25 protein-coding genes and 1 pseudogene are annotated in these 22919 nt (G+C 65.2%); 11 read left to right on the top strand and 15 right to left on the bottom strand.

What is annotated here, in order from left to right; genetic code table 11:
• Positions 1-41: 41 nt before the first annotated feature.
• The 7 genes from K1X59_RS12595 to K1X59_RS12565 all read right to left on the bottom strand — a co-directional run bounded on the left by K1X59_RS12595 (position 42) and on the right by K1X59_RS12565 (position 5983).
• The gene (locus tag K1X59_RS12595; RefSeq protein ID WP_153244274.1) at positions 42-1478 is read right to left on the bottom strand and encodes a Mu transposase C-terminal domain-containing protein; all 1437 of its coding nucleotides are present in this window, start codon (positions 1476-1478) and stop codon (positions 42-44) included.
• Between the two features lie 9 nt (positions 1479-1487).
• Complete coding sequence (locus tag K1X59_RS12590) at positions 1488-2054, bottom strand: recombinase family protein (protein ID WP_047253623.1); 567 nt, start codon at positions 2052-2054, stop codon at positions 1488-1490.
• 184 nt (positions 2055-2238) lie between these two features.
• The gene (locus K1X59_RS12585; RefSeq protein ID WP_183150351.1) at positions 2239-2610 is read right to left on the bottom strand and encodes a cupin domain-containing protein; all 372 of its coding nucleotides are present in this window, start codon (positions 2608-2610) and stop codon (positions 2239-2241) included.
• Between the two features lie 83 nt (positions 2611-2693).
• The gene (locus K1X59_RS12580; protein ID WP_183150350.1) at positions 2694-3173 is read right to left on the bottom strand and encodes a YbaK/EbsC family protein; all 480 of its coding nucleotides are present in this window, start codon (positions 3171-3173) and stop codon (positions 2694-2696) included.
• Positions 3174-3289: 116 nt separating this feature from the next.
• The gene (locus tag K1X59_RS12575; RefSeq protein ID WP_244631990.1) at positions 3290-3682 is read right to left on the bottom strand and encodes a DUF2000 domain-containing protein; all 393 of its coding nucleotides are present in this window, start codon (positions 3680-3682) and stop codon (positions 3290-3292) included.
• A 114-nt stretch (positions 3683-3796) separates the two neighbouring features.
• The gene (locus tag K1X59_RS12570) at positions 3797-4744 is read right to left on the bottom strand and encodes a cyclase family protein (protein WP_183150348.1); all 948 of its coding nucleotides are present in this window, start codon (positions 4742-4744) and stop codon (positions 3797-3799) included.
• 18 nt (positions 4745-4762) lie between these two features.
• A complete protein-coding gene (locus K1X59_RS12565) occupies positions 4763-5983 on the bottom strand; it encodes a cysteine desulfurase-like protein (RefSeq protein WP_183150347.1) in 1221 nt (406 codons plus the stop codon).
• Between the two features lie 125 nt (positions 5984-6108).
• On the opposite strand from K1X59_RS12565, the gene K1X59_RS12560 reads away from it, so the two are divergent.
• The gene (locus K1X59_RS12560) at positions 6109-7059 is read left to right on the top strand and encodes a LysR family transcriptional regulator (protein ID WP_244632596.1); all 951 of its coding nucleotides are present in this window, start codon (positions 6109-6111) and stop codon (positions 7057-7059) included.
• 225 nt (positions 7060-7284) lie between these two features.
• Here K1X59_RS12560 and K1X59_RS12555 read toward each other — a convergent pair whose 3' ends face one another.
• Both K1X59_RS12555 and K1X59_RS12550 read right to left on the bottom strand, forming a co-directional pair.
• On the bottom strand, positions 7285-7761 hold the full coding sequence (locus tag K1X59_RS12555; RefSeq protein WP_183150345.1) for a RidA family protein: 477 nt from the start codon (positions 7759-7761) through the stop codon (positions 7285-7287).
• Positions 7758-8872 (bottom strand): annotated as a pseudogene (locus tag K1X59_RS12550) (pyridoxal phosphate-dependent aminotransferase). Before K1X59_RS12550 ends, K1X59_RS12555 begins: the two are co-directional and overlap by 4 nt.
• Before the next feature lie 135 nt (positions 8873-9007).
• Here K1X59_RS12550 and K1X59_RS12540 point away from each other — a divergent pair.
• Positions 9008-9559 (top strand): helix-turn-helix domain-containing protein, encoded by a 552-nt coding sequence (locus K1X59_RS12540; protein ID WP_183150343.1) that lies wholly within the window; start codon positions 9008-9010, stop codon positions 9557-9559.
• A 136-nt stretch (positions 9560-9695) separates the two neighbouring features.
• On the opposite strand, the gene K1X59_RS12535 is transcribed toward K1X59_RS12540, so the two are convergent.
• On the bottom strand, positions 9696-10367 hold the full coding sequence (locus tag K1X59_RS12535; protein ID WP_183150342.1) for an SDR family NAD(P)-dependent oxidoreductase: 672 nt from the start codon (positions 10365-10367) through the stop codon (positions 9696-9698).
• Between K1X59_RS12535 and K1X59_RS12530 the strand changes: the two genes are divergently transcribed.
• Positions 10317-10772, top strand: coding sequence for a TetR/AcrR family transcriptional regulator (locus tag K1X59_RS12530; RefSeq protein WP_183150341.1), 456 nt, complete (start codon positions 10317-10319; stop codon positions 10770-10772). The two genes, K1X59_RS12535 and K1X59_RS12530, sit on opposite strands and share 51 nt — an antisense overlap.
• A 41-nt stretch (positions 10773-10813) precedes the next feature.
• On the opposite strand, the gene K1X59_RS12525 is transcribed toward K1X59_RS12530, so the two are convergent.
• From K1X59_RS12525 to K1X59_RS12515, 3 genes are all read right to left on the bottom strand, one after another.
• Positions 10814-11698, bottom strand: coding sequence for a DMT family transporter (locus tag K1X59_RS12525; protein ID WP_183150340.1), 885 nt, complete (start codon positions 11696-11698; stop codon positions 10814-10816).
• Positions 11699-11929: 231 nt separating this feature from the next.
• Positions 11930-12466, bottom strand: coding sequence for a DUF2231 domain-containing protein (locus tag K1X59_RS12520; protein WP_183150339.1), 537 nt, complete (start codon positions 12464-12466; stop codon positions 11930-11932).
• 103 nt (positions 12467-12569) lie between these two features.
• Entirely contained in the window at positions 12570-13304 is a 735-nt protein-coding gene (locus tag K1X59_RS12515; protein ID WP_183150338.1) for a VIT family protein, read from the bottom strand.
• Between the two features lie 139 nt (positions 13305-13443).
• Between K1X59_RS12515 and K1X59_RS12510 the strand changes: the two genes are divergently transcribed.
• From K1X59_RS12510 to K1X59_RS12480, 8 genes are all read left to right on the top strand, one after another.
• A complete protein-coding gene (locus K1X59_RS12510; RefSeq protein ID WP_258566835.1) occupies positions 13444-14661 on the top strand; it encodes a ferric reductase-like transmembrane domain-containing protein in 1218 nt (405 codons plus the stop codon).
• Positions 14658-14867, top strand: coding sequence for a hypothetical protein (locus tag K1X59_RS21505; protein WP_258566834.1), 210 nt, complete (start codon positions 14658-14660; stop codon positions 14865-14867). The genes K1X59_RS12510 and K1X59_RS21505 overlap by 4 nt, the downstream gene beginning before the upstream one ends.
• Positions 14864-15400, top strand: coding sequence for an FMN-binding protein (locus tag K1X59_RS12505; RefSeq protein WP_220173447.1), 537 nt, complete (start codon positions 14864-14866; stop codon positions 15398-15400). The genes K1X59_RS21505 and K1X59_RS12505 overlap by 4 nt, the downstream gene beginning before the upstream one ends.
• An 8-nt stretch (positions 15401-15408) precedes the next feature.
• A complete protein-coding gene (locus tag K1X59_RS12500) occupies positions 15409-16161 on the top strand; it encodes an FAD:protein FMN transferase (protein ID WP_196383412.1) in 753 nt (250 codons plus the stop codon).
• Positions 16162-16193: 32 nt separating this feature from the next.
• Positions 16194-16862, top strand: coding sequence for a response regulator transcription factor (locus K1X59_RS12495; protein ID WP_196383411.1), 669 nt, complete (start codon positions 16194-16196; stop codon positions 16860-16862).
• A gap of 11 nt (positions 16863-16873) precedes the next feature.
• On the top strand, positions 16874-17374 hold the full coding sequence (locus K1X59_RS12490; protein WP_220173446.1) for a hypothetical protein: 501 nt from the start codon (positions 16874-16876) through the stop codon (positions 17372-17374).
• Entirely contained in the window at positions 17328-18080 is a 753-nt protein-coding gene (locus tag K1X59_RS12485) for a HAMP domain-containing sensor histidine kinase (RefSeq protein ID WP_309491656.1), read from the top strand. Before K1X59_RS12490 ends, K1X59_RS12485 begins: the two co-directional genes overlap by 47 nt.
• 1193 nt (positions 18081-19273) lie before the next feature.
• Positions 19274-21253 (top strand): ATP-binding protein, encoded by a 1980-nt coding sequence (locus K1X59_RS12480; RefSeq protein ID WP_244631986.1) that lies wholly within the window; start codon positions 19274-19276, stop codon positions 21251-21253.
• A gap of 27 nt (positions 21254-21280) precedes the next feature.
• Here the strand turns inward: K1X59_RS12480 and K1X59_RS12475 are convergent, their stop codons facing one another.
• A complete protein-coding gene (locus K1X59_RS12475; protein ID WP_183150332.1) occupies positions 21281-22093 on the bottom strand; it encodes a GIY-YIG nuclease family protein in 813 nt (270 codons plus the stop codon).
• 78 nt (positions 22094-22171) lie between these two features.
• Positions 22172-22912 carry a hypothetical protein gene (locus tag K1X59_RS12470; protein WP_183150331.1) on the bottom strand — a complete coding sequence of 247 codons (741 nt, stop codon included), beginning with the start codon at positions 22910-22912 and terminating at the stop codon, positions 22172-22174.
• Between the last annotated feature and the right edge of the window lie 7 nt (positions 22913-22919).

The following is a 22919-nucleotide window of genomic DNA, read 5'->3' as shown; positions in this document are numbered from 1 at the left end:
CGTCAGGCGTGAAGAGAAGAGACTGGGGCTTAGCGTCTGGATCAGTCACTGGCGTAGGTCCTTAATCCGTGTCGCGTGGGAGGTGTCGCGAGATGGTCAGGTGTGCTGTCGAGCATCGTTGCGATCAAGGGTTGGTGGCGCGTGTCTTCGGGAAGGGAACCCGCATGAGCGGTGAGCTCGCGGAGTTGCTGCTTCAGGGCGCGACGCCGCGCGTTCCTCGCGGTTTGCAGATCAGCAAAAGAGACGGTTTCCGAGGAGCGCTCGGGGGCAATTGCGCGGCAGAGGAATGCGTTGTCGTGGAAGATTCGTATCTCTCCGAGGTCGCGGGGGTCGTATCGCACCGTGACGTCTTCGCCGACGTATGCGGCGAGGACTGGTGAGATGTATCGGGTGGATGCGAAACGGATCCCGTCGCGTTGCACACGGCGGGTTGTCGCTGCGGTGAGTAGAAGCAGATTGATGTCTTCCGGGCGGGCGGGTGTTCGAGGGATGAAACTGTCGCTGCGCCATCGCTCGTGCGGGGCAGCGCCCGTCGATGAGTGGATGCGTTCGTTGTATTCGTCGACGATGAATCGCTCGAGAACGTCGTCGAGCTGGTGCAAGGTCAACCTGGGTTCGGTGATGGGCGATCCACCGGTGCCGTGCGGGATGAAGCCGGGTAGGTGCGGCAGCAGCTCGGTCGTGATCGTTCGGTAGAACCGTTCGATCTTGCCGCGTCCCTGCGGGACGCCGATCCGTGAATGAATCAAGCGCACGTGCACGTCGAGGCACACGTGTTCGATCCTGGTCGAGGTGAAGTCGGACCCGTGATCGCTGTAGAGGATGTCCGGGAGGCCCGACACCACCCACTTCGGGTTTCGTTTCCGAGTAATGGCCTGGTGGAACGCCAATGCGGAATGCTCGGCCGTGGGTGCTGAGACGCTGACCGCGTAGCCCGCGATCGCTCGTGAGTAGTCGTCGAGCACGATCGTGAGCCAGGGGCGGACGGCCTGCTGCCGGTCATCGAGAATCATCACATCGAGCAGAGTGTGGTCCATCTGCCACTGTTCATTCGGCGCAGAGGTTGTGCGGCGGTAGACCAGCTCGAACTTGTCTCGATAGGCCGCGTCCCCGCCGTCCGCGAGAGCAGTCAGGCCCGGGTCGAGCGCGTGCACGATTTCGCGGACCGTGGTGTACCCCGGGACGGATAGTCCTCGGCCCCTGGTGATATCACCGATGCGGCGGTGGATATACGCGATCGTCGGCGCGGGTCGCCGCACAGCAAGCGCCTCAATCGCCTTCACCAGCTCGGCGTCGATGCGCCTCGAACCCTTATCGCTGCGAGGTGCCCGTGAGAGCTGTCCCGTTTCCATCCGAGCGGCCCATCGTTGCAAGGTCCGCACCGCGACACCGGAGTGCGCCGCGAGCAGCGTCCAGGGCACCCCGTCCTGGTGTTGGCGCACAAGCTCGGCTTTCTGCCGGTCGCTGAGGTGCGCCATGATTCCTCGTTAGGCCCGCTCGACGTGCTCGGCCAGGTGCCGGTAGATCGTGGGCCGGGACACTCCGAACGTGTCGGCAATCTCTTGGACGGTGTGGCCGCCCTCGTCGTACATCGCCCGGGCCTGCCGGATCTTCGTTGGCGTCATCTTGAACTTCGGGCCGCCCTTTCGGCCCCGGGCGCGGGCGGCCGCGAGGCCGTCGTGGGTGCGTTCGACGATGAGGTCGTGTTCGAACTCCGCGATCGCAGCGAGCATGTGGAAGAACAGGCGACCTCCCGGCGTCGTCGTGTCGATGCCCTGCGAGAGTGCCTTCAAACCGACCCCGCGCTGTTGCAATTCGTCCGCGACCTGTTTGAGGTTTCTCACCGACCGGCCGAGCCGGTCAAGTTTCGTCACGACGAGCGAGTCTCCCTCGCGCAGATATCCGAGGGCTTCCGTCAGTGCCGGCCGTTTCGCCAGGGTGCCGGATGCGTGCTCGACGAAAATCTTGTCGCAGCCCGCCGCATTGAGCGCATCCGTTTGGCCGTCGGGATTCTGGTCTCGGGTTGAGACTCGGGCGTAACCGATCGTGGCCATGCCTCAGTGTAACGTGAACGCCGCTTGTTTTACATAGATTGCTGACACGGGTCGTGAGACACGACTCGCCGAACTGGCCGACCAAAATTCCGGATGACTCATGAACGGTCGATTGTGGACGTCGTCTTCGTTCCCCTAGCAATGCGATCGCATCCTCGGGGGCGGTGAGAACGGGATCAGGCGGTCAGGAGGGTTCAATATCTAGGAACTCCGCCGTCCGGTCACCACCGGCGTCGCCGGTGTTGACCGTTCCAGTCGGCTCGAAGAGGATCGCGTGCACCTCTTCGACTGCCTTCGGGCAGTGCTCCACGCCCTTCGGTACGACGAACACGTCGTTTGGGCGCAGAACTACATCGCGATCTCGAAGCTGGATGATCAACTCGCCACAAACCACCATGAAGAGTTCGTCGGTCGCGGGGTGAGTATGCCAGACGAACTCTCCCTGCATCTTGACCACTTTCAGCTCGTAGTCGTTGATGCTCGTTAGCCGGCGGGGTTGCCAGTGCGTGTTGATTGTCGAGAGAGCGTCCTGCAGGTTGTGTGCAGAGTCAGACATGATGGCCTTTCTGGGTGAGTGAGTCTAGAAGAGGGGTAGCTGCCGAGCGCGGCGCCCGATTAGCGGAGCGTCGCACTTGGGGCTCATGCTTCTACCGAATGCACGGCGCCGGCCGTCATCGAGACGAGCTCATCAAACGTGGTTGGGAAGACAGCATGCGGCGTACCAGCCGCGGCCCACAGCTGCGGATGCGCGCGCAGACCCTCGTCGACCACCGTTCGGATCGGTGCAGGGTGACCGACCGGTGCCACACCGCCGATCGCCTGTCCTGTAGCTGCGTGGACCTGTTGGGCAGATGCGCGCCGGATACGAGCAACCCGAAGGCGAGCCGCCAGAGCCTCGACATCAACCCGATGCGCACCACTCGTCATCACCAAGAGCGATTCGCCGTCCGCAAGGAAGATCAGGCTATTTGCGATCGCACCCACGTCGACGCCCAACGTGACTGCGGCGTCAGCGGCCGTCCTGGTCGACCCGGGCAGTTCGCGCACCTCTCCCGACGCTCCGAAGGCTGCGAGGGCATCGCGCACTCTGCGGACACTGCTCGACAGTGGCTGATCCATTGCAACCTCCGTGTTCTGTAAACAGAACAGTAGTTCCGTCAGGTATCCGAGTGCAAGTGGTCTGGCACGACGGCAGATAGAGCTGGGTACGGGCGTGTTGCGGCCCGTCTAGTCGGTCAATCGTGGAGGGCGGCTCCCTTAGTTAGTCGGTCGACAGCGTTGCGGGGCCCGTAGATTGCGACACCTACCAAGTCGAGTTGCTCCGCCCACTCATTTGCGACCGCTGCGCGGTTTGCTTCGTCGGTGCTCGTCGCGAAGAGCTCGCGGGTATAGATAGCGATCGACAGATCCCTCTGCAGCCCCTTCGATCTGATGGTCGCCAAGTGGTTGGCATTTGACGTCATCACGATGACTGGTTGGCGCAGCATCGGCAGGTATCTGTTCCCATCTTGGTCCTCGTACGGTCGGCCCGTGAGGCCCGAGTCGCACGTCGCTATCCCACTGATCAAGAAAGAGGTCACATTCAGCTCTTGCCACGAGGCAAGTTCCTCCAGCAGGATGACAACCACCTTGTTTGCTGGTCGTATGGACGCTGCAAAATCGGCTGGAGTTTCCTGATGTCGTAGATCAATGGAGCCTTGCATGGGTGTTCTCCCTCGTTTTCTGACTGTCAAGGAACGCGCTTACATGATCGCGATGGGGTTCATCGGTGCGCCAGAGCCGCCGACGATATGCAGCGGGGCCGCGATGTAGAACGACGAGTACCGCTGCTCCGAGGCGCAATAGGCGGCAAGGTCCTCGAGCCACAGCGCCTCGTGGAAGATGACGCCCAGATTCCGCTGCAGGAGCACGTGCAGCGGGAACGCGGCGGGCGTCGTGCTGCTGTGCGCCTCCTCGTTGCAGATGGTGTCGCTTCCGAGACCAGCGAGGTCATGCTCGCGGAAGAACTCTACGGTTCGGGGTTCGTAGACGAGGCCGGGTTCTGCGAAGTCGTCGTAGAAGCGCGCAGGACCCTCGTCATAGAACATGGTGAAGATCCCTGTGCGGAGTAGTAGCGTGTCGCCGGGCTTCAGCGCCACCCGCTGCAGCGCGAGCGCGTGCTGAATGTCGGCAACGGTGATCGAGGTGTGCATCGGCACGACGTCGACGCCGCGCGCCCGTGCGAGATCGACGAGCACGGCACGTCCGACGATCCCCTTCCTGGAGAGCGCCGCGATGTCGGCACCGTGCACTCCGTCCGCATCGGAATCCGCAGTGCGGCCGTTCCAACTTGTGTCAGCGGCGAACGCGTGGTCAAGCGCGTCCATGTGGGTGGTGCCGTGGCACGCGACGTCGATCCGGTCGTCCGCATACTGCATGCCGCCAGCTAGGGGGTGCGCGCGACCGTCGACGTAGTCGAGTGCGGACTGCGTCATGGTGTGCCGCGCCCCGCCGCGCCCCGGCAGGCGCGGGTCGCCACCCGGGGAGCCGATGGGCAGCGCCAAGCTGAACCGCTCGCCAGTCACGATCGACTGAGCGGAGGCCAGCACGCGCTGGGCGTCGAGGAGGTTCGCCCTGCCGATCTCGTCCTCTGCGCCCCACCGTCCCCACTCGTTCGGTTGCTCTGCGTAAGCGGGAAGATCGTCGGTCATGACAGCCCTTCGGATCGGTCAGGCGGCAGTGAGGAAGTCGGCCGCGGCGTTGAGCAGGCGGTCGACGTCTCCGCGATGGTTGTAGGGCGCGAGGCCGATCCTCAGGCCCCCGTCGTCCCCGAGGCCCAGCCGACGCGAGGCGTCGACGGCGTAGAAGTGACCGGCCGGCGCGTTGATGTCCTGCGCGGCGAGGAACTCGGCCATAGCTCGCGCCCGACCGTCGGCCAGTGAGACGAGGAGGGTGGGCGTGCGGCGCGCAGCGCGAGAGTGGATCGTCAGCTGCGGCATGGCGTGCAGCCCTTCCTCGAGCGCGACGCGAAGCGCAGACTCGTGGCGGTGGATGGCGCTCATCGATGCCTCAAGCTGCTTGCGACGGGTCTCGCCCCTGGGGGCGATCTGCGCCAGGAAGTCAACGGCCGCCGTGCAGCCGCTCAGCAGCTCGTAGGGCAGCGTGCCGAGCTCGAAGCGCTCAGGGATGGTGTCGGGTGAGACAAGCAGCTTGTCGGGCGACAGCTGCTCGAGGATCTCGGGTCGGCCAGCGACGACGCCGAGGTGGGGGCCGAGGAACTTGTACGGCGAGCACGTGAAGAAGTCGGCTCCGAGCGCCTGGACGTCGACGACGGCGTGCGCTGCGTAATGCACGCCGTCGACGAACACCAGTGCTCCGACCGCGTGTGCTGCCCTCGCGATCGCCGGGATGTCCGGTTGCGTGCCGACGACGTTCGAGGCGGCGGTGATCGCCACGAGGCGTGTGCTGCTCGAGAGCTGCGCCTCCACCGCGGCGGTGTCGAGCTCGGCCGACGACGGGTCGAAGTCCACCCAACGCACCATGGCTCCGGATGTGCGGGCTGCCAGTAGCCACGGCGCCACGTTCGCGTTGTGATCGAGTCGAGTGACGATGACCTCGTCGGATGGCCCCCACGATCGCGAGATCGTTCGCGCGAGGTCGAACGTCAGCGACGTCGCGCTCCGACCGAAGATGACCGCGTCGTCGGCGACGTTGAGAAAGTCGCCCATAGCTGCTCGTGCGCTCGCGACGATCGCAGATGCGTTGCGCTCTGCCCCCGTGACGTGTCCGCGGTTCGAGAGGGGGCGGGAGAGGGTGGCCCGAAGGGCTTCGCCGACGCTGGCTGGGGTCTGGGTTCCCCCGGGGCTGTCGAAGTAGGCGGTGCCGGCATCGAGCGATGGGAACTGCGCTCGCAGTCGTTCGATGTCGTAGGTGGGTGAGTCCGTGGTCATCGGAGTGCTCCTCATCGCTGCGTCGTCTGGCGCTCGCACCTCCCCGGGAGAGGTCTGCCACTCCATCCTGGGTCGTGCACACGTAACCGCACCGCGATCTTTCGAGAAGGTAGAGTTCACGTGTGATGAACCCATCCTGGGACCCGAAGGTGATTCGTACGTATGTCGCCGTCGTCGAGCACGGCTCGATGGCGGCCGCGGCCGCTGAGCTCGGCTATGTCGCATCGGCGGTGACCCAGCAAATCAAAGGCCTGGAGGGACAGCTGGGCACGCAATTGCTCGTCAGGAAGCCTGGCAGCCGGATCGCGCTCACCGCTGCGGGGCGTGCTGTCCATGCTGCGGCGAAGCCGCTGCTGCAGGCCCACGCGGAGTTTGGCGACGTCACCCGCGCCGTCGGGCAGCTCGACGCGCCGACGTTGATCTTAGGCACGTACGCGACCGCGATCCAATACTTACTGCCCCAGGTGCTGGACGCACTTCGCCTCGAGGGGCTGCTGCCGACGCTATCGATGCGCGAGATGGAGACGCCGGATGCGTTGCCGCTTATCCACTCGGGCGCCCTCGACATGCTGCTGGGATACCGCTACCTCAAGACCGACGACCCCCGTCCGTCCGAGGCGCTCTCCACGCGAGTGGTCGCCCGAGAGTCGATGCTGGTCGTCGCGTGCAGCGCCGAGCGGCGTTCGTTCGTCGACTGCCAGGCGAGCGACTGGTCGATCGGCGACCGGACGCTCGGTGACCGGCGGCTGCTGCTGCAATGGGCGGAAGGTCAGGGCTTCGACCCTCGGATCTCGTTTGAGACCTCCGATCCGAACTGCTCGATGACCTTGGTGTCGAGTGGATTGGCGGTCAGCTTGCTCCCGGCGACCGTAGTGCGCGCAGGACTGCAGCGCGGCGAGCGGATCAGCATCATCGACGTGCCCCGGTCGCAAGAGCTCTACCGAGAGATCTTCGTCGCAACGCGCCCCACCTTCGAACCAGCCGTCCTTTACCAGTTTCTCGATCTGCTGCAGGAGGCCGCATCCGACGCGAACGACTTCAGCGCGGAGTCGCTCAGGGAGCCGATTGGGCTCTGACTAGGCAAAGCCTCGGGGCTCGGATTCTCCAGAGTCCTCGCCTAGAGCGGTGCGATCTGGTGCGTCGCCAGCGGGCGCAACAACGCGGCGGTACCAAGCGTCTTGTCACATGCTGGTCCCTTCCGACCCGCCGAAGCTGTGAGAGCATCGCGCACCCTGCGGGCGCTGCTCGACAGGTGCTGCTCCATGGCAACCGCCAGGTTCTGTAACGGAACACTCGTTCGGTCATGCAGCGCCACGCAAGCGGTCGCCGCTGATGATCTGGTCCGGACCGACAGGTGGGATCCTGTGCACGAAGCGCCCTCGTCTAGTCAGCCGCTCTGAACCATCGGAGGGTTCGTGGATGGCGGCGATGGCTTGGACTTCAATCATGAGGCTGGGAAGCGCGAGGTTGGTGATGTGGGTCGTCCTGGTGGGAGCTGCGCCTGGCCAGCATGCTTCGAACGCCTGCGCCCATGCGGCAAGGCCCACGCTGGATGAGAGAAAAGCCTGGACCCTGAGGACCGTGCCGGCATCACCGCCGGCCTGCTGGATCGTCGTTAGCAACACCCGAAGGGCGCACGTCGCTTGCTGCTCAGCGTCGCGCGATTCGCCTCGGAGCGCATCCGGGTCGACGCAGCCGGAGGCGTAGATCACGCCCGCGCGGGTGATGGCGCCGGGGAACGCGGGCAGCTGGCCGGGCACTCGAGCGAGCGCGGTCATCGCACCCATGCCGCGTCGACGCGGGTGCGGAGATCTCCGAGGCGCTCGATGGGTTCATTGGCGAACACGAATCGCACGTAGCGTTCGCCCGCGGGCCCCCAGCCCGTCATGGGCGTGGCTGCGATGCGACCGCGCGTGAAGAGGCGGTTGACTGCCGTGTCCGCGGAGAGATCGAGGGCGGTGACGTCGATGAGCATGGACCACCCGCCGTCGGGTGGGATGACTGCGTAGCCGTCGAGCTCCTGCAGGATCAGATCTCTTCGGCGCTTCCAGATCGAGGTTGCGCGGGCCATGTCGGCATCGGCCGTCGGTGCGGTGAGGGCTGCGGCGACGGCCTCCTGGGCAATTCCCACGGGGCACACGACGTTGCTAAGCCCGACGAGGTTAACGTCGTGGACGATCTCGGCAGGGCCAACTACCCAGCCGATGCGCCATCCGATCATCCGCAGCTCTTTCGACGCCGCGCCGACCGTGATTGTGCGGTGCGCGAGTCCCGGCACTCGTGCGGGGTGCACGTGCTCTGCATCGTCGAAGCGAATGCGCTCCATTGCGGCGTCGTAAATGAGCCACGCTCGGGATCGGTCGAGTGCTCGAGCCAGCGCGACCCAGTGGGCGCGGCCGAGCACCGAACCGGTCGGCATCGCGGGCGACATCATGAGAACTGCAGCCGTCCGGTCGGTGACTGCTGCTGCCAGGCGCTCGGGGTCGAGCCGCCAGCCGATGCTTGTCGCTTCAAGGGGCACGAAGCGCGGGACGCCCCAGCGAGTCGGATGCGGTTGATGAGGCCGGCGTAGATGGGATCGACGATCACGACCTCGTCGCCCGGTTCCACGACGGCGAGCAGCGTGTTGAGGACGCCGTTGAGGCCTCCTGCCGTGACGACGCACTCTGTGGTCGGCTCGTAGGAGCGGCCCGCGGCGCGTCCGACGTGTGCAGCCGCCGCTACCCGCAGGCCGACCGCCCCTTGAAATGGCAAGTAGCTATTGGCGCTGTCCTCTCCAATGGCCTCGATCGTGCGCGACAGCGAGATGGCTGGGGGGCGGATGTCGGTGTCGAGATTCTCTAGTCGGAGCAACGAGCCGTCGGCCGACGCATCCGCTCGGTCCCCCATGACATCCACGCCGATCCCAGGGATGTGCTGTAGTCGGCTTACCGGCACGGTGACTCCTTCGTTCTGTTTGTGGAACAGTACACTCGGATCGTGCCCTCAGCGCAAGAGCCCAGCCCCGGTGGCGCGAGTCAGACGATGGCCGCGGCCGTCGGCGCCCGCATCCGCAGCACGCGCGTCGCGCGTCGAATCTCGCTCGGCTCGCTGGCGTCCGCCACGGGTCTCGGCAAGGGCACGCTGTCAGAGCTCGAACGTGGGCTCAGGAACCCCACATTGGACACTTTGTTCGCCATCGCAACATGTCTGGGCCTGCCCCTGAGCAAGCTGCTTGTCGATGACGATGCACCTGGCCGGGGGGCACCCGACGCTATTCACGCGTCGGGCCAGAGCGTCGACGCGCTGCTCGTTGATCGGTGGGCCGACGCCGCCGCGCTCGTCGAGGTCTACCGATTGACGATCAGTCAGGAGACACGTCACTCGCTTTCCCACGCTCCGGGCGTCGTCGAGGTCCTGACCGTAATCACCGGCCACGTCGAAGTGGGCGTCGAGGGCGACACCGTGCACCTCCGATCGACCGAGAGCCATCGCTTCGAGGGCGATCGCCCTCACTTGTACCGGGGTATTGCCGAAAAGTCTTCGGCAATCCTCGTCATGCGGTATGCCATGCCCGACAGAGTCCACGAGTCTTAAGGGACGATGCGTCCGGTTGCACCGTCGCCGACATGCCGTCGCGCCGGATGGCGGCTGACGGGCCGTTCTCGCCTCTCGCCTCTCGGGACGAGGGGTACGACCTGCGCTGACATGCGGTCGATGGCCGGTCGACCCACTACGACGACATGTGACGACATGCTGCGGCCCAAACCTGCAGGTCGGAAAGCTGGCCGCGGAGCTTGGATCCGATGCCGTCGATCGCATCCTTTCCTAGCGGCAGGCGAAGCGGAGCGTCACCGCTGGTGATCGCATCCACGATCGCGACCGCCGCCCTGTCCGGATCGCCCAGGGCGGCCGGTTCCATCTGCGCAAACGCCTGCGCCGGTCGTCCGACACTCGCCGCATAGTCCGGCAACGCCGGTGGGGTCACGCGCAGCGCACCACCGAAGCCCGTACGGAAGTCGCCAGGCTCGACGATCGTCACGCCGATACCGAGATGCGCGACCTCCTTCGCGAGCACCTCCGCAAACCCCTCAACGGCGAACTTCGACGCGGAGTAGGACGCCAGGCCAGGTGCAGGCGGTGCAACCCTAGCCAACGACGAGATCTGCGCCACGTGACCGCCTCGCTGGTGGCGCAACACTGGCAGGACCGCGCGGATCACGTTAAGCGAGCCGAAGAAGTTGACCTCAAACAGCTCTCTCACCTCAGCATCCGGCGTCTCCTCCGATGAACCGAAGGACCCGCGCTCCGCGCTGTTGACAACCACATCCACCCCGCCGAATAAGGACACCGCGTGGTCGACGCCGGCCTGCACCTCGTCGGACTGTGTGACGTCGAACTGCACGAGGCTGACGCGAGTGCCGCCCGCGAACTGCTGACGGATGGGGGACTTCCCGCGCTCACCGTCGACCAGATCGCCATCCGAGCAGGAGTGAGCAAGAACACCAGCCAGAAGCTCCGGGCCCCGTCCAGCGGTTCAGCGTTAGAGCGCTTCCGCACCCAGGTGCACCGAGTCGCTGCATTGATGAACGAGCCGAACGCACGCAGGCCCTTCGTCGCCCTCGTTGCGGCGAGCCAGCATGATCCCGAGCTTGCCACCGCCCTCCGGGACCGATTCATCGCAGATCGACGCGCGTCCGCAGCGGCACTCCTAACCGAAGTAGTGAGTGAACATCCATGCACTGCGGCCCTCGACCCGGACATCGTCATCGACCTCGTCTACGGTGCGCTCTCTGGCCCTGCAACCTAGGCGCCAGTCTCAGCGCGCTCTGTCGACGACGACCGTAATTCCTACAGGCGCGGTTGAGTGCGCCTCACATCTATGACCCCGTACGTGCCGATGAGCGCGACCAACAACACCAACAGTGCCCATGACGCGACCGTCGTGCGTGAGCCCAAGAGGATGGCCTCGGTGAGGAAGCTGATAGCGGGCAGCCCGGCCATCATCACCGTCGTCAACGTTGGGTCCGTGCGCATCATTCCCGACTGGATGAGAAAGAGCGGCAGCACAACCGCCGCGATCCCGAGAGGGACCATCCAAACCAGCGACCCCAGAAGGTCTGGAAGACCAACTTTGAGTGGGTTCTCCCGAAGGGCCAGGAGAAGCGCGACCACGTAGGCCAAGTGATAGCGCACGGCTAGGATGCTCGCCGCACTCACGCCACGCTTCCCGAGCCGATGAGAAACCAAGGCGAGGACCGCCATCCCTGCCCCGGCTGTCAGCGCCAGGGCTACTCCCGTGATGTATTGAGGTCCCGGGATGGCCAGGGCCTGATTCTGAGCCGCACCGAACGCAATCGAGCATGCGAGAACACCGAGTGCAAGCACCCAGGTGAGCGCCGGAACCCGCCTGCGAACTCGTAGGCCGATGAACAGTGTGATTAAGGGTGCAAACGCCGCTTCGATCCCTGCAACGAGGGAAGCAGGGATCCAAACCAGCGCCAGATAGAAAGCCCCGAACGTCATGAGCGTAGCCAAGTTCAGGGTGACGACCTCACGCCACGGGATAGCCGGCCAGAGCCGTCCTGAGCGAACCCGATGCGCCAACTGACCAGCGACGGACGCGCAGAAGAACGCAACAAACATGTAGAGGAACACGGTGTCGGCACCGATCATTGCCCCAATAATCGCGCTCGCCACGCCCATAGCCAGACATCCCAACGCGATCAAATGCATGGCTCGGAGCCTACGGCAGCCCACCACGGAACCGCCCTCCCTCGGGTCAGGAGACAGTACCCATCGGTCAGCTCGCCCCAGCTCGGAGCTGACACTTACCGGCGCGATAACACCGCCACTTTTTGACGGCATTCACAGCGTGGCCGCCATTTGGCCTTTGGGCCGCGCGGTGACCGACCGTCTATCGGGCACCAATTCTGACGGGTTTTCTGTGTCCGAGGCCGTGGTACCTCAGTCTGATTCATCGCCTCCCGATGTCGGCGTGCTCATGTCTTCGGTCCAGACAGCCGCGGCGCCGCTGTGGCCGATGAGAATGGCTTGCACGGTCGTTCCTCCCGAGACCACTAGGGCGAGAACGAGCAGCACGATTGGCGCCCACCGGGGGCCAGGCCGTGAAGCTACCGACGGTTTAACCTCCTCGGATGCTGTGAGCCGCGCGCGCTTCTCCCGGATGTTCCACCACAGCAGCGCGGCCGCTACGACGACGAGACCGATGACCCAGGGTAAGAGTCCGTCGGCCAGGTTGGCGTGAGTTTCGATGAGATCGTTCTCACCAACACGAGCCTCGAGTCGCTCGCCCGATTGTGTTGAGAGGGGAACGAGAACGAGCGCGACCAGCGAGGCGCCGAGCGGCAGATATCCCGCCCACCGACGGCATCGGGGCCAGACTGCCGTCAAGACGACGAGGACCGCAGCAAGCGGAACGATCACCTCTGTCGCGTGCACGATGAACGGATGCAGGGGAAGCCCAAAGAATGTGTCGAACATGATTCAAGGCTGGGCAAGAATTCTTCCAGAATTCTTTGAAGCGGCCATGAGCCGCGGACGGGGCTTACCCGTCACGCCCCGTCGATACCTCACGGCCGAGGAGTCAGACGACTCCGGATGCTCCTAGGAGCACCCCCACCCCGTAGGTCGCCGCGAGTGCCAGCGCTCCTCCGATGACGACTCGCAGCGTGGCCCGCAGCCGTGAGCTGCCGCCGATTGTAGCCGACAGCGTGCCGGTGACCGCGAGAGCCAGGAGAACGGCGACGAAGGTCACGGGGATGCGCCAGTCCGCCGGGGGAAGCAGGATGGCGAGCATTGGCAGGATTGCCCCGATGGTGAAAGCCGCCGCCGACGACGCCGCCGCATGCCAGGGGCTCACCACATCGTCTTGGTCGATGTTGAGTTCGATCGAGAGGTGCGCCGCTAGGGCGTCGTGCTCGGTGAGCTCAATGGCCACCTGGCTAGCAGTGCTCTCGCTCAGGCCCTTGGCTCGGTACAGGGCTGTGAGCTCGTCGAGCTCCTCGGCGGGCATGTCGCGCAGCTCGGCGCGCTCTTTCGCGATGAGGGCCTTCTCGCTGTCGCTCTGGCTGCTGACTGACACATACTCCCCGAGCGCCATCGAGATTGCGCCGCCGACCAAGCCCGCCACGCCCGCGGTGAGGATGGGACCGGTCGAGCTCGTGGCTCCGGCGACGCCCACGACGATCGCCGCCACCGAGACGATACCGTCGTTGGCCCCCAGTACGCCGGCGCGCAGCCAGTTGAGGCGCTGCGCGATGCCTCCCCGGTGAGGTTCGTTGGCGTGTAGCGGGGGTTCGGTGTATCCATCGGTCGACATGCGCTCACTCAAGCACCGATGTCCCGGCACTTCAACGTTGGTGAGGCTAAGCGACCCGGGGAATTTCGGCTAAGAAATCTGGAAGAATTCAGGACGATTGTAGGGAGGGTAGAAGACACTCACCCGAATCGAGAACACGATGACTCTCAGAACGGCACCCACCGTCCCCGTGCGCACCCGCCGCACAATCGACCCGGTCGACCGCACCCGGCGCATCCGCGGCCGGCGACGGATGCGCACGGCCGACGCGATGATCGCCCTCGTCTGGGCATCGGTCGCCGCCGCCGTGACCTTGTGGCTCGCCTACGGCGGCCTGAACACCGTCAGCGACCTCGGTACCGCACTGACCGCCGCGGGCATCGTGACCGGCCTGGTCGGCACCGATCTCATCCTGGTGATGCTCGTGCTCGCCGCTCGGATCCCGGCGATCGACCGGGTGGTCGGGCAGGACACCGCGATGGCGTTCCACCGGCAGCTCGGCAAGCCCGCGCTGTACCTGATCCTCGCCCACGGTGCGCTGCTCACCGTCGGCTCCGCGATGGCCGACGGGTCGAACGTCGTCACCGAGACCATCAGCCTGTTCCAGGGCCCAGACATGGCGCTCGCCTACCTCGGGCTGGGACTGCTCATCACCGTCGTGGTCACCTCGGTCGTCGCGGTGCGGCGGCGCTTCTCATACGAGGTCTGGCACCTCATCCACCTGCTGAGCTACGCGGCCGTGTTCGTGGCGCTGCCGCATCAGCTGAGCGCCGGCGGCGTGCTCGCCGACGGCACCGTGCAGCGGGTCTATTGGATCGCGCTATACGTCCTTGCGTTTGGCGCCATCGCCATGTTCCGCTTCGCGGTGCCCGCGCTGCGCAGTGCCCGCCACGGAATCCGGGTCACCGGTGTCGAGCAGGTCGCCCCCGGCGTCGTCTCGATCCACCTCACCGGGCGGGACCTTGACCGCCTGCAGACGACAGGCGGGCAGTACGCGATCTGGCGGTTCTGGACGAGCACCACCTGGTGGCACGCCCATCCGATCTCCTTCTCGGCGGTTCCTACGGCGTCGTCGGCGCGCCTCACTGTGCGCGACCTCGGCAGCGGCAGCGCGGCGATCTCCCGTGTGCGCCCCGGCACCCGGGTGTCGATCGAGGGCCCCTACGGCGTGTTCACCGAGGCGCACCGGGTGGCCCCGAAGCTGTCCGTGGTCGCGGCGGGTATCGGCATCACGCCGATCCGCTCGATGCTCGAGCACTCGACGCTGCGCCCCGGCGAGGCCACCGTGCTGCTGCGCGGCAGCGACCCTCGCAGAGCTTCCTGTGGAACGAGGTCGGCGCCCTCCGCAGCATGCGCGGCAATACGGTCTTCTCGATGATGGGCCCGCGACCCCATGGCCTCGCCACCTGGATGTCAGCCGAGTCACTCGCCCACGGGGTCACGATCGGTACGGTTTTCCCTGAGCTGCTGAACTCCGACCTTTACGTGTGCGGGCCGCAATCGTGGGCCGATCTGGTAATCCGCGACGCCCGGGCGGCCGGGCTGCCCGAGGACCAGATCCACGTCGAGAGGTTCGACTGGTGAGGGCGCGCGCACTGGCCCTCAGCATCCTGTCGTCGGCGGCCGTGCTAACCGTGGGGTGGCAGCTCGGCACCCAGGGCCAGACCTCGACGGCTCCCGATGCGGCGGCCCCCACGACGGCCAGCTCCGTGACGTCGGATCCCACCACGACCGCGACTCCGCGCGGCGGATCAACGCCATCCGCGGCAGCCACCCCGGCGCCCACCCCAACCGCCACCAACGGCAGCGAGTGTGCCGCAGCCCCGGCATCGGACGGCGCGTCGGGCACGTTCACCGGCACCTCCGTGCAGACCCGTTTCGGCGCCGTGCAGGTGCAAGTCACCGTCGCGAACGGCAGCATCACCGATGTCACCGCGCTACAGCTCACCGACAAAGATCAGCGCTCGGTGTCGATCAGCAACCGGGCCGCGCCGGTGCTGCGCCAAGAGGTACTGGCGGCGCAGTCGGCGAATGTGCAGGGCGTCTCGGGCGCCACCTACACCAGCGACGCCTACCTCAGCTCGCTCCAGTCGGCCCTCGACCAGGCCGGACTCTAACCGTGGGCATGCACGTGTTCGACACAATGGGCACGACGGTGAGTCTGCGCTTCGCCGGCGCGACCGCCCCAGTATCCGTTCTCGACGGGGTCGAGGGGGCGTTCCGCGCCTTCGACGAGCGGTTCAGTCTCTATCGGCCCGACTCCGAGATCAGCCGAGTGGCCCGCGGGGAGCTGCCGTTGACCCGGACCGGTGCTGAGCTGCGCGAGGCGTACGCTGAGGCCCTTGACTGGTCGCGCAGCACCGACGGCGCATTCACACCCCACCGCCCCGACGGCGTGATCGACCTCTCTGGCACCGTCAAGGCGAAGGCTATGGAAGCGGCGGCACGGGTTCTCGACTCGTCCGGCGAAGCCGACTGGATGCTCGTGACCGGCGGCGACATCCTCACCCGGGGCACTCTCGAAGGCCTGCCCTGGCGCGCCGGCGTCGTCGACCCCGATGACCGGGGCGCGCTGCTCTGCGCCGTCGAGCTCGTCGGCAGGCGCATCGCCCTGGCCACCTCGGGCACCGCCGAGCGGGGCGAGCACATCTGGCGCACCGGCGACCCCCGCGCGCTGCAGCGCTACCGACAGGTGACCGTGCTCGCCGGCGACATCGTCACCGCGGATGTGCTCGCCACCGCCCTCGTCGCGGGCGGGCCCGAGCGCTGCCCGGACCTGCTCAACCGCTTCGACATCGAGGCGATCACCGTCGACTACGCGGGGCACCTCACTGCGACACCAGGGCTGCATAGCGCCCAGGGGCTCACGCCGGCATGACCATCGCGCCCTCTTCTCCCTATACTTCGAGCATGCCGGAGCGCGCACGTATTCTGCTCGTCGAAGACGACGCGCGCCTGGCACAGATGCTCGAGCAGCTGCTCGCAGCCGAGGGCTACGACACCGTGCTCGCCCGAGACGGCCAGCGCGCCCTGCACGAAGGCCTGACGCACGAGTTCGATGCCCTCGTGCTCGACCGGGGGCTGCCGGTGATGGAGGGGCTGGACGTGCTGACCCGTCTCCGGAGCCGCGGCATCCTGACCCCAGCCCTCGTGCTCTCGGCGCTCGGCAACCCGGCCGACCGCGTAGAGGGCCTCGACCGGGGCGCGGAGGACTACCTCGCCAAACCCTTCGACATCGACGAGCTGCTCGCCCGCATCCGCGCCCTACTCCGCCGACACAGCAGCACAGTGCCGGTTCTGGCACTAGTGAGCGGGTCGCTCGATACGGCGAGTCGTACCGTGACGACGCGAGAGGGCGAGAACGTGACCCTCTCAGAGCGCGAGTCGCAGCTTCTCGAACGGCTCGCCCGCCGGCCGAACCAGGTGTTCGAACGGAACAGCCTGCTCGCGAGCGTGTTCCCCGACGCCGACGACCCCGGCGTGGTCGATACCTACGTGCACTACCTGCGAAAGAAGCTCGGCCGCGACAGCGTCAAGACGGTTCGCGGTATCGGGTACCGGCTCGGGCCGCTGCCGTGAGAGCGCTGCGCATGGGCGACGACCTGAGAGGCGCGTCGCTGCGGCTCACCGCACAATTCACCGCCCTCCTGTTAATCATCCTGGCGATCGTCGGCACGCTCGTCTACCTGATCGTCAGCACGAGCGTGACCGAATCGAACCAGCGGGCACTTGTCGCGGCCACTCGGCTCGACTCGCCCCAGGATGCGCCGAGCGGCACCTACCTCTCCCTGGTCGACACGCGCACCGGGGGCCAACTCATCTCCTCCGATGACCTACCGGAGGGATTGCTCGACACCGCGGCCATCCAGTCGGTAGCGGCCGGCGGCGAAGACGTGCAGGAGCAGCGCTCTGTCGACGGGCGCGACTACCTCCTCCTCACCACCTCGGCCACCGGGGACCGCAGCCACGACCGGTTCGTCCAGGTCGCGCTCGACCTGCACGAGAGCTCCGAAGAGCTGGGCCGGCTCGCGACCGCGCTGATCGCTGGCGGGCTCGTCGCGGCCATGCTCGCCTTCGCCACCGCCTACTGATGGCCCGCCGCGCCATCAGCCCCTGGCCGAGGCGCTCGCCCTGCAGCGCCGCTTCGTCGCCGACGCCAGCCACGAACTCCGCACACCACTGACCCTGTTGAGCACGCGGGCGCAATTATTGAAACGCCGAGGCGGCGATGAGCTCCCCGCAGACGTCACCGCCTCCGTCGACGAGATCGTCACCGATACCCGGACGCTCACCGAGATTCTCGAAGACCTCCTGATCGCCGCCGACCCGCGAACCGTGGTCGAACCGACCCCGGTTGACCTCGTGACTGTCGCCGAGAATGCGGTCGGGCTTCTCCGCGACGACGCAGGACGGCGTGGCATCTCCCTCGCCCGCGCGGGCGACCCGGAACCCATCATCATCCCCGGGTCGCGCGCCGCTCTGCTGCGCCTGGTGATCGCCCTGTCGACCAACGCGCTTGACCACGCCCGCACCGCGGTGACGGTCACCGTCTCGGCGTCGAACGGGAATGCAATCGTACGCGTGACGGACGACGGGCCGGGATTCTCATCAGAGGTCGCGTCGACAGCCTTTGACCGCTTCGTCAGCAGCCGGAACGTCGACAGCACCACACGCCACTACGGACTCGGATTGGCAATAGTCGCGGAAATCGTCCAGCGCCACCGCGGTACAGTCACTATCGAACAACCGAGCACCGGCGCATCCGTAACGTGCATATTCCCGCTCGGACCGGCATAGCTGCACTCCGCTATCGGATGACGACACTATGTCCCTTCAGACATCCCGGATCGAAACCTGAATCTGACCGGAGAACGAAAAGGGCGGCATGACGGCCGACCATATTTCTGAGCAGCAAAGGCGTAGGACCGTTGTCCCGTATTTCACGATGCTTTTTGTCGATCCGACCGCCCGTAAGACGGTGGTCATACGGGCATCAACGGAGCTGGGCAGAACCAAGTGCCCGTTGAAGGATCGGCCTACGGGCACGATTCCAATCAGCCTTATGAGGTCTAGCCGGGTTTATCCGAATCGGGTAAACCCAATCTGGGTGCGATCCGCCAAGGTGTCGGCGTGCCAAATAGTGCTGTGAAAACGCGGCCATCTAGCGCTGCGATTCACAGTGTCGGTCACATGTCTCGTAACCTATCCGTCTCGAAAGCCATGGGATGCGAGACGGTTTCGCGCCCGACCACGCCAATGAGCGATCACAGAACACCGCCACTTACCGATCAAGTCCACAGCGCGGCGACGTCGACACGCCGTGCCGAAACCTCTCACGTTCCGAAAATCACTACCGACCGTTTCGGAGCAAGCTGGTTCGCTCGACGCCGTACCGCAGGCACGCGCGACTCCGCCCGAGCGCTTGGCGTTCTTCGATGCAGCTCTCGCGTTGGCTGGCGAGGAGGTTACCGGCCGGGTGCCGCGCGCCCTCATGGAGAGCGCCGTTCGTAGCGAGCTGACGGGGGATGAGGCGTTCGCTCGCGCTTCCTCCTTCAGCGCAGCCGTCATCCGACGCTTTGCGGCCCGGGCTTCCTTCTGCTCCTCGGTTAGTGGCACCGAGACTCCCCACTTCGTCGGCCAATGTCGGAGGTCCCGGGCACAATGATCCCGTGGCAGACCTATACACGAAGAATGGCCGTCCGCTTCGACGTAGCGGTGACAAGTTGTTTGCGCGCTCGGGAACATACGTGGGCAAAATCAAGGGCGACTACGTATTCGACCCTTCGGGACGCTACGCGGGCACGATCGTGGGGGAGCGCATTGTCTATCGCTCCACGCACTCCTCGAGGATCGCGAGCCCGTCGGTATCGGCGAACCGCGGAGGCAGTGGTGCAGGAAATCGCGGCGCCTCCGGTATGTGGGGCGATGAGCCGCCCTTCACTGACTGAGTCGACGGGCTCAGCATGAGCGTTGGCCCTACAGTGAGTCTGGTGAGGGACCTTCCACTGTCAGCAGGCGGCGATCTAGTCACGCGCCTCGCGCGCGAGCGCGATCCCGTTCGCGCGGTCGTCGAGCTTGTGTGGAACGCCATCGACGCCGAGGCCGACACTATTCGAGTGCAGTTGGCGCGAACCGATATGGACGCCATCGAGCGTGTGACCGTCGAGGACGACGGTCACGGAATCACGTCGGACGAGGTGCAAGCCACGTTCGGGCGTATTGGCGGGTCATGGAAGGCGCTCGCCAGCCGCTCCAAGAACGACAAGCGCGGCCTGCACGGGAAGCTGGGCGAGGGTCGCCTGCGCGCCTTCGCGCTCGGCTCACGGGTGACGTGGGCGAGCGAGAGCGTCAACACGACCGGCGAGAGAGAACGTGTCGTCATCGAGGGTGCCAAGGAGCGGGCAGAGCCCTTCAGTTGGGAAGCTTCACCTTCGACCGAGGCGACGACCGGCACGGTCGTGACAGCTCTGAACGAACAGGACCGCAGCCTCAACTCCCTCCTCAGCGACACGACCCTCGCGACGCTCACGTCTCACTTCGCCCCAGTGCTTCTCAACGACGACTCGCTGACGGTGATCTTCGACGGCTCGAAGCTCAACCCGAGCGACGAGATCTTGGATGACACCACTGTCGAAGTGGGCCTCGACGTCATCCAGGACGCTGCGCTCTCAATCCGCATCATCGAATGGCGCACGGGCAAGCATCGCGCGATCTACTTCGGTGAGGACGCGGAGCGATTCGTCGTCGAAATGTCGGGAGCCGAACTCGAGAGCCAGACGGCCTACTCGGCCTACGTCACTTGGAACGGCTTCGACGTCGACTCGCTGTCGGAGCTCGGACTCGGCGAGATGGCTCCAGACCCGGCCGGCGCCGTTTGGCGTGCCACCAAGACTGCGGTCCGCGAGCACTTCGCGTCTCGGCGTCGTTCGCGCCGTCGGGATCAAATCGACGAGTGGAAGTCGAAGGGTATCTACCCGTACGAGGCGGAGCCTACGACTGAAGCCGACAAGGCCGAGCGAGCTGTCTTCGACATCGTGTCTAGTGCCCTCGTGCCGCAGATCCCGAAGCGGAAAGACGGAGCACAGCTGACCCTGAACCTTCTTCGCGATGCGTTGAAGACTGATCCGGAGAACTTGGCCCTGCTGGTCAGCGAGTTCGTCGCCCTCACCGAGCAAGATCGACAGGCACTCACCAAGCTGCTCAGCGAGACAACGCTCGCAGGTGTGATCCGAGCCGCCAACCTCGTGACAAGTCGCACGAAATTTCTCGCCGGGCTCGAGCACCTGCTCTTCGACCCAGACGACTCGAAGAAGGTTGGCGAACGCGACCACCTCCACAAGATTCTCGAGCACGAGCTCTGGATCTTCGGCGAGGAATACCACTTCATGAACAGTGAGCGAGGGCTCACACAGATGCTGCGGACGCACCTCAAGCTCGAAGGCTTGCCGACAGGCAAAGCCGAGCCCGTCAAACGATGGGACGGCAAGAGTGGACGAATAGATCTCCACCTCGCCGTCAAGGCAAAGGAACACGACCGAATCCGTCATCTCGTGATCGAACTGAAGGCGCCGGGCATCACTGCTGGACGCACCGAGCGGAACCAGATCGAGGACTACATCAACGTCGTCGCCGACAACGCCGCGTTCGCGAGCGACCGCTCGGTTTGGGAAGTCATCCTCGTGGTCACCGACTACGACAGTGTCATGGACAACTCGATCATCGGATCCGACCGCGAACTTGGACTGGTCTTCGAACCCGACAAAAAGCCCGGCCGTCCGACCGTGCGAGCGTACGTGCGCCGCTGGCGAGACATCATCGATGAGAACAAGAGACGCTTGGACTTCGTGACCAGCTCTCTCGAGTTCGACCCCTCGCTCGCCGAGGGCCTGGCATTCATCCGTGAGGAATATTCGGAGTTGATCCCGGATAATTTGGCCGCTGACGAGGAGCCCCGCGGCGGCGATAGCTAGCTGGGCCGGTTCGGTTGGACGTGATGCCTAGTTTCGGTTCAAGCCGTGTCGGCGACTGTCGAGAGCGTCCTTGAAGTGACTTTCAGCCGCATCGATGTCCCGAGTGGGCGTCGACGGGTCGAACACGCGCAGCAGCGAGAACCGGAAGCTGGACGGGTCCAGCCTGCGTAGTTCGACGTTCCCTCCGTGACCGTTCGTCGCGTACGCGTTCCAGCGCTGACGAATGCTCTCTGCACCATCCGCCTTGCCGACATAGTGACGCCCGTCGTCAGTGTCGGTGATGAGGTATATGCCGACGACCGAAGCCAACGCCGTACGCCACGACGCGTAGCGGTGCTCACGCATCACCGCTTGCAGCCGCGCATGACTCAGGACGAGCCGGTCGAAACCTGGGAAGGGGATCGGCTCGGCATCTGCAATTCCTACGACGGGATAGCTCGCTGCGGTGGTCGCGTTAATTCGCCAGGTGCGGGGGGATCGCCACCCGATCACTAGCCGGTTTCGCAGGTCCGCCATTAACTCGGACTCAACCACGTCGAACGTTCGGATGATCCCATTGTTCGCGATTTCACTGCGGTTCTCGACGACCGACCAAAGTCGCGCCTGGTCGCCGCCTTCCTTGATGAAGACCACCCACATGCCCGGCGGTACGGCCGGGAATCGCTTCGTGTCCGCGGATTGGTTGCGCGTGTATTCGAGAATCTCCGCATGCGTCGAGTCCGCGTGAAGTCCCGTCAGGCCGCTCTCCTCAGACTCCTGCGCAAAGGCATGGCGAATCACGAGAGCCCGAGCTGGGTCGATTCCCGCGTCGAGCAGCAGCGGTCCGAGAGTTAGCGCCATTGGTGAATCGCTCCTGCTTCCTCAACGTCGACCGCCCATACGGTCAGATTTGGCGGTGATGGTCTACTCATGGCGAAGCTATCGCTTCGCGGTGACCTGCTCGCGGATGATCTCGACGATGTTGTCACGGTAGCGCGGCTTCACCCGATGCCGCGTGCCGGCCTTCATCTCCTTGACAAGCTTTTCGATCGACTCGGCGTGGCGGAAGCTACCACCAACCGCGAAATAGGCGCGCAGCCAGGGGGCGGGCTCCACCGGATACCCTTCGGCTGCGAACGCACGAATGAGCTGCACGACAGCATCCTTACCGCGACTGGAACTGAGCCCGTTGTAATCCTCGTTCCGCATCATCTCGGCGGCAGCCAGCATTAGGGAATCGGCAGGCGCGACGCTCTCGCCCGCGTGCAGGTTCGTCGCCCCGAGCCCGTCGAGCCAGATCCGCACCATGTCGTGTCGAGACCAGATTAAGACGAACAACCTTCCCACCAAGTCCGCTTCCACAGCGCGGCGCACGGTCTCAAGCTCACGCTGCTCGAACGGATGCAACACAACGGCGGTATGGTCTATGACCTTGTCCTCGCGATCGAGCCGGGAAAGCTCGCTGATGCTGAAGACCTTGCGATCACCTGCTGCGGGGGCAATAAACTCGGCCGCTTCAACATCGGCGCTCCGGTCGTCATAGCTGAACTTCTTCACATCTGTCACAGCGAAGAGATAGGGCGCTTCACCAAGCCACTCACGAATCACGGCGCTCTGCGACACCATGGCGGTTCCGTGCTGGCCCCAGTCTTCACGGACCATGTACGCAAGTTCAGTCATGGCGAGA

Origin of the sequence: Microbacterium sp. Se5.02b, from assembly GCF_019464375.1 — a bacterium.
Taxonomy (GTDB): Bacteria; Actinomycetota; Actinomycetes; order Actinomycetales; family Microbacteriaceae; genus Microbacterium.
The sequence above is the reverse complement of the archived record's forward strand: the minus strand, read 5'-3'. Positions and strand labels throughout refer to the sequence as shown.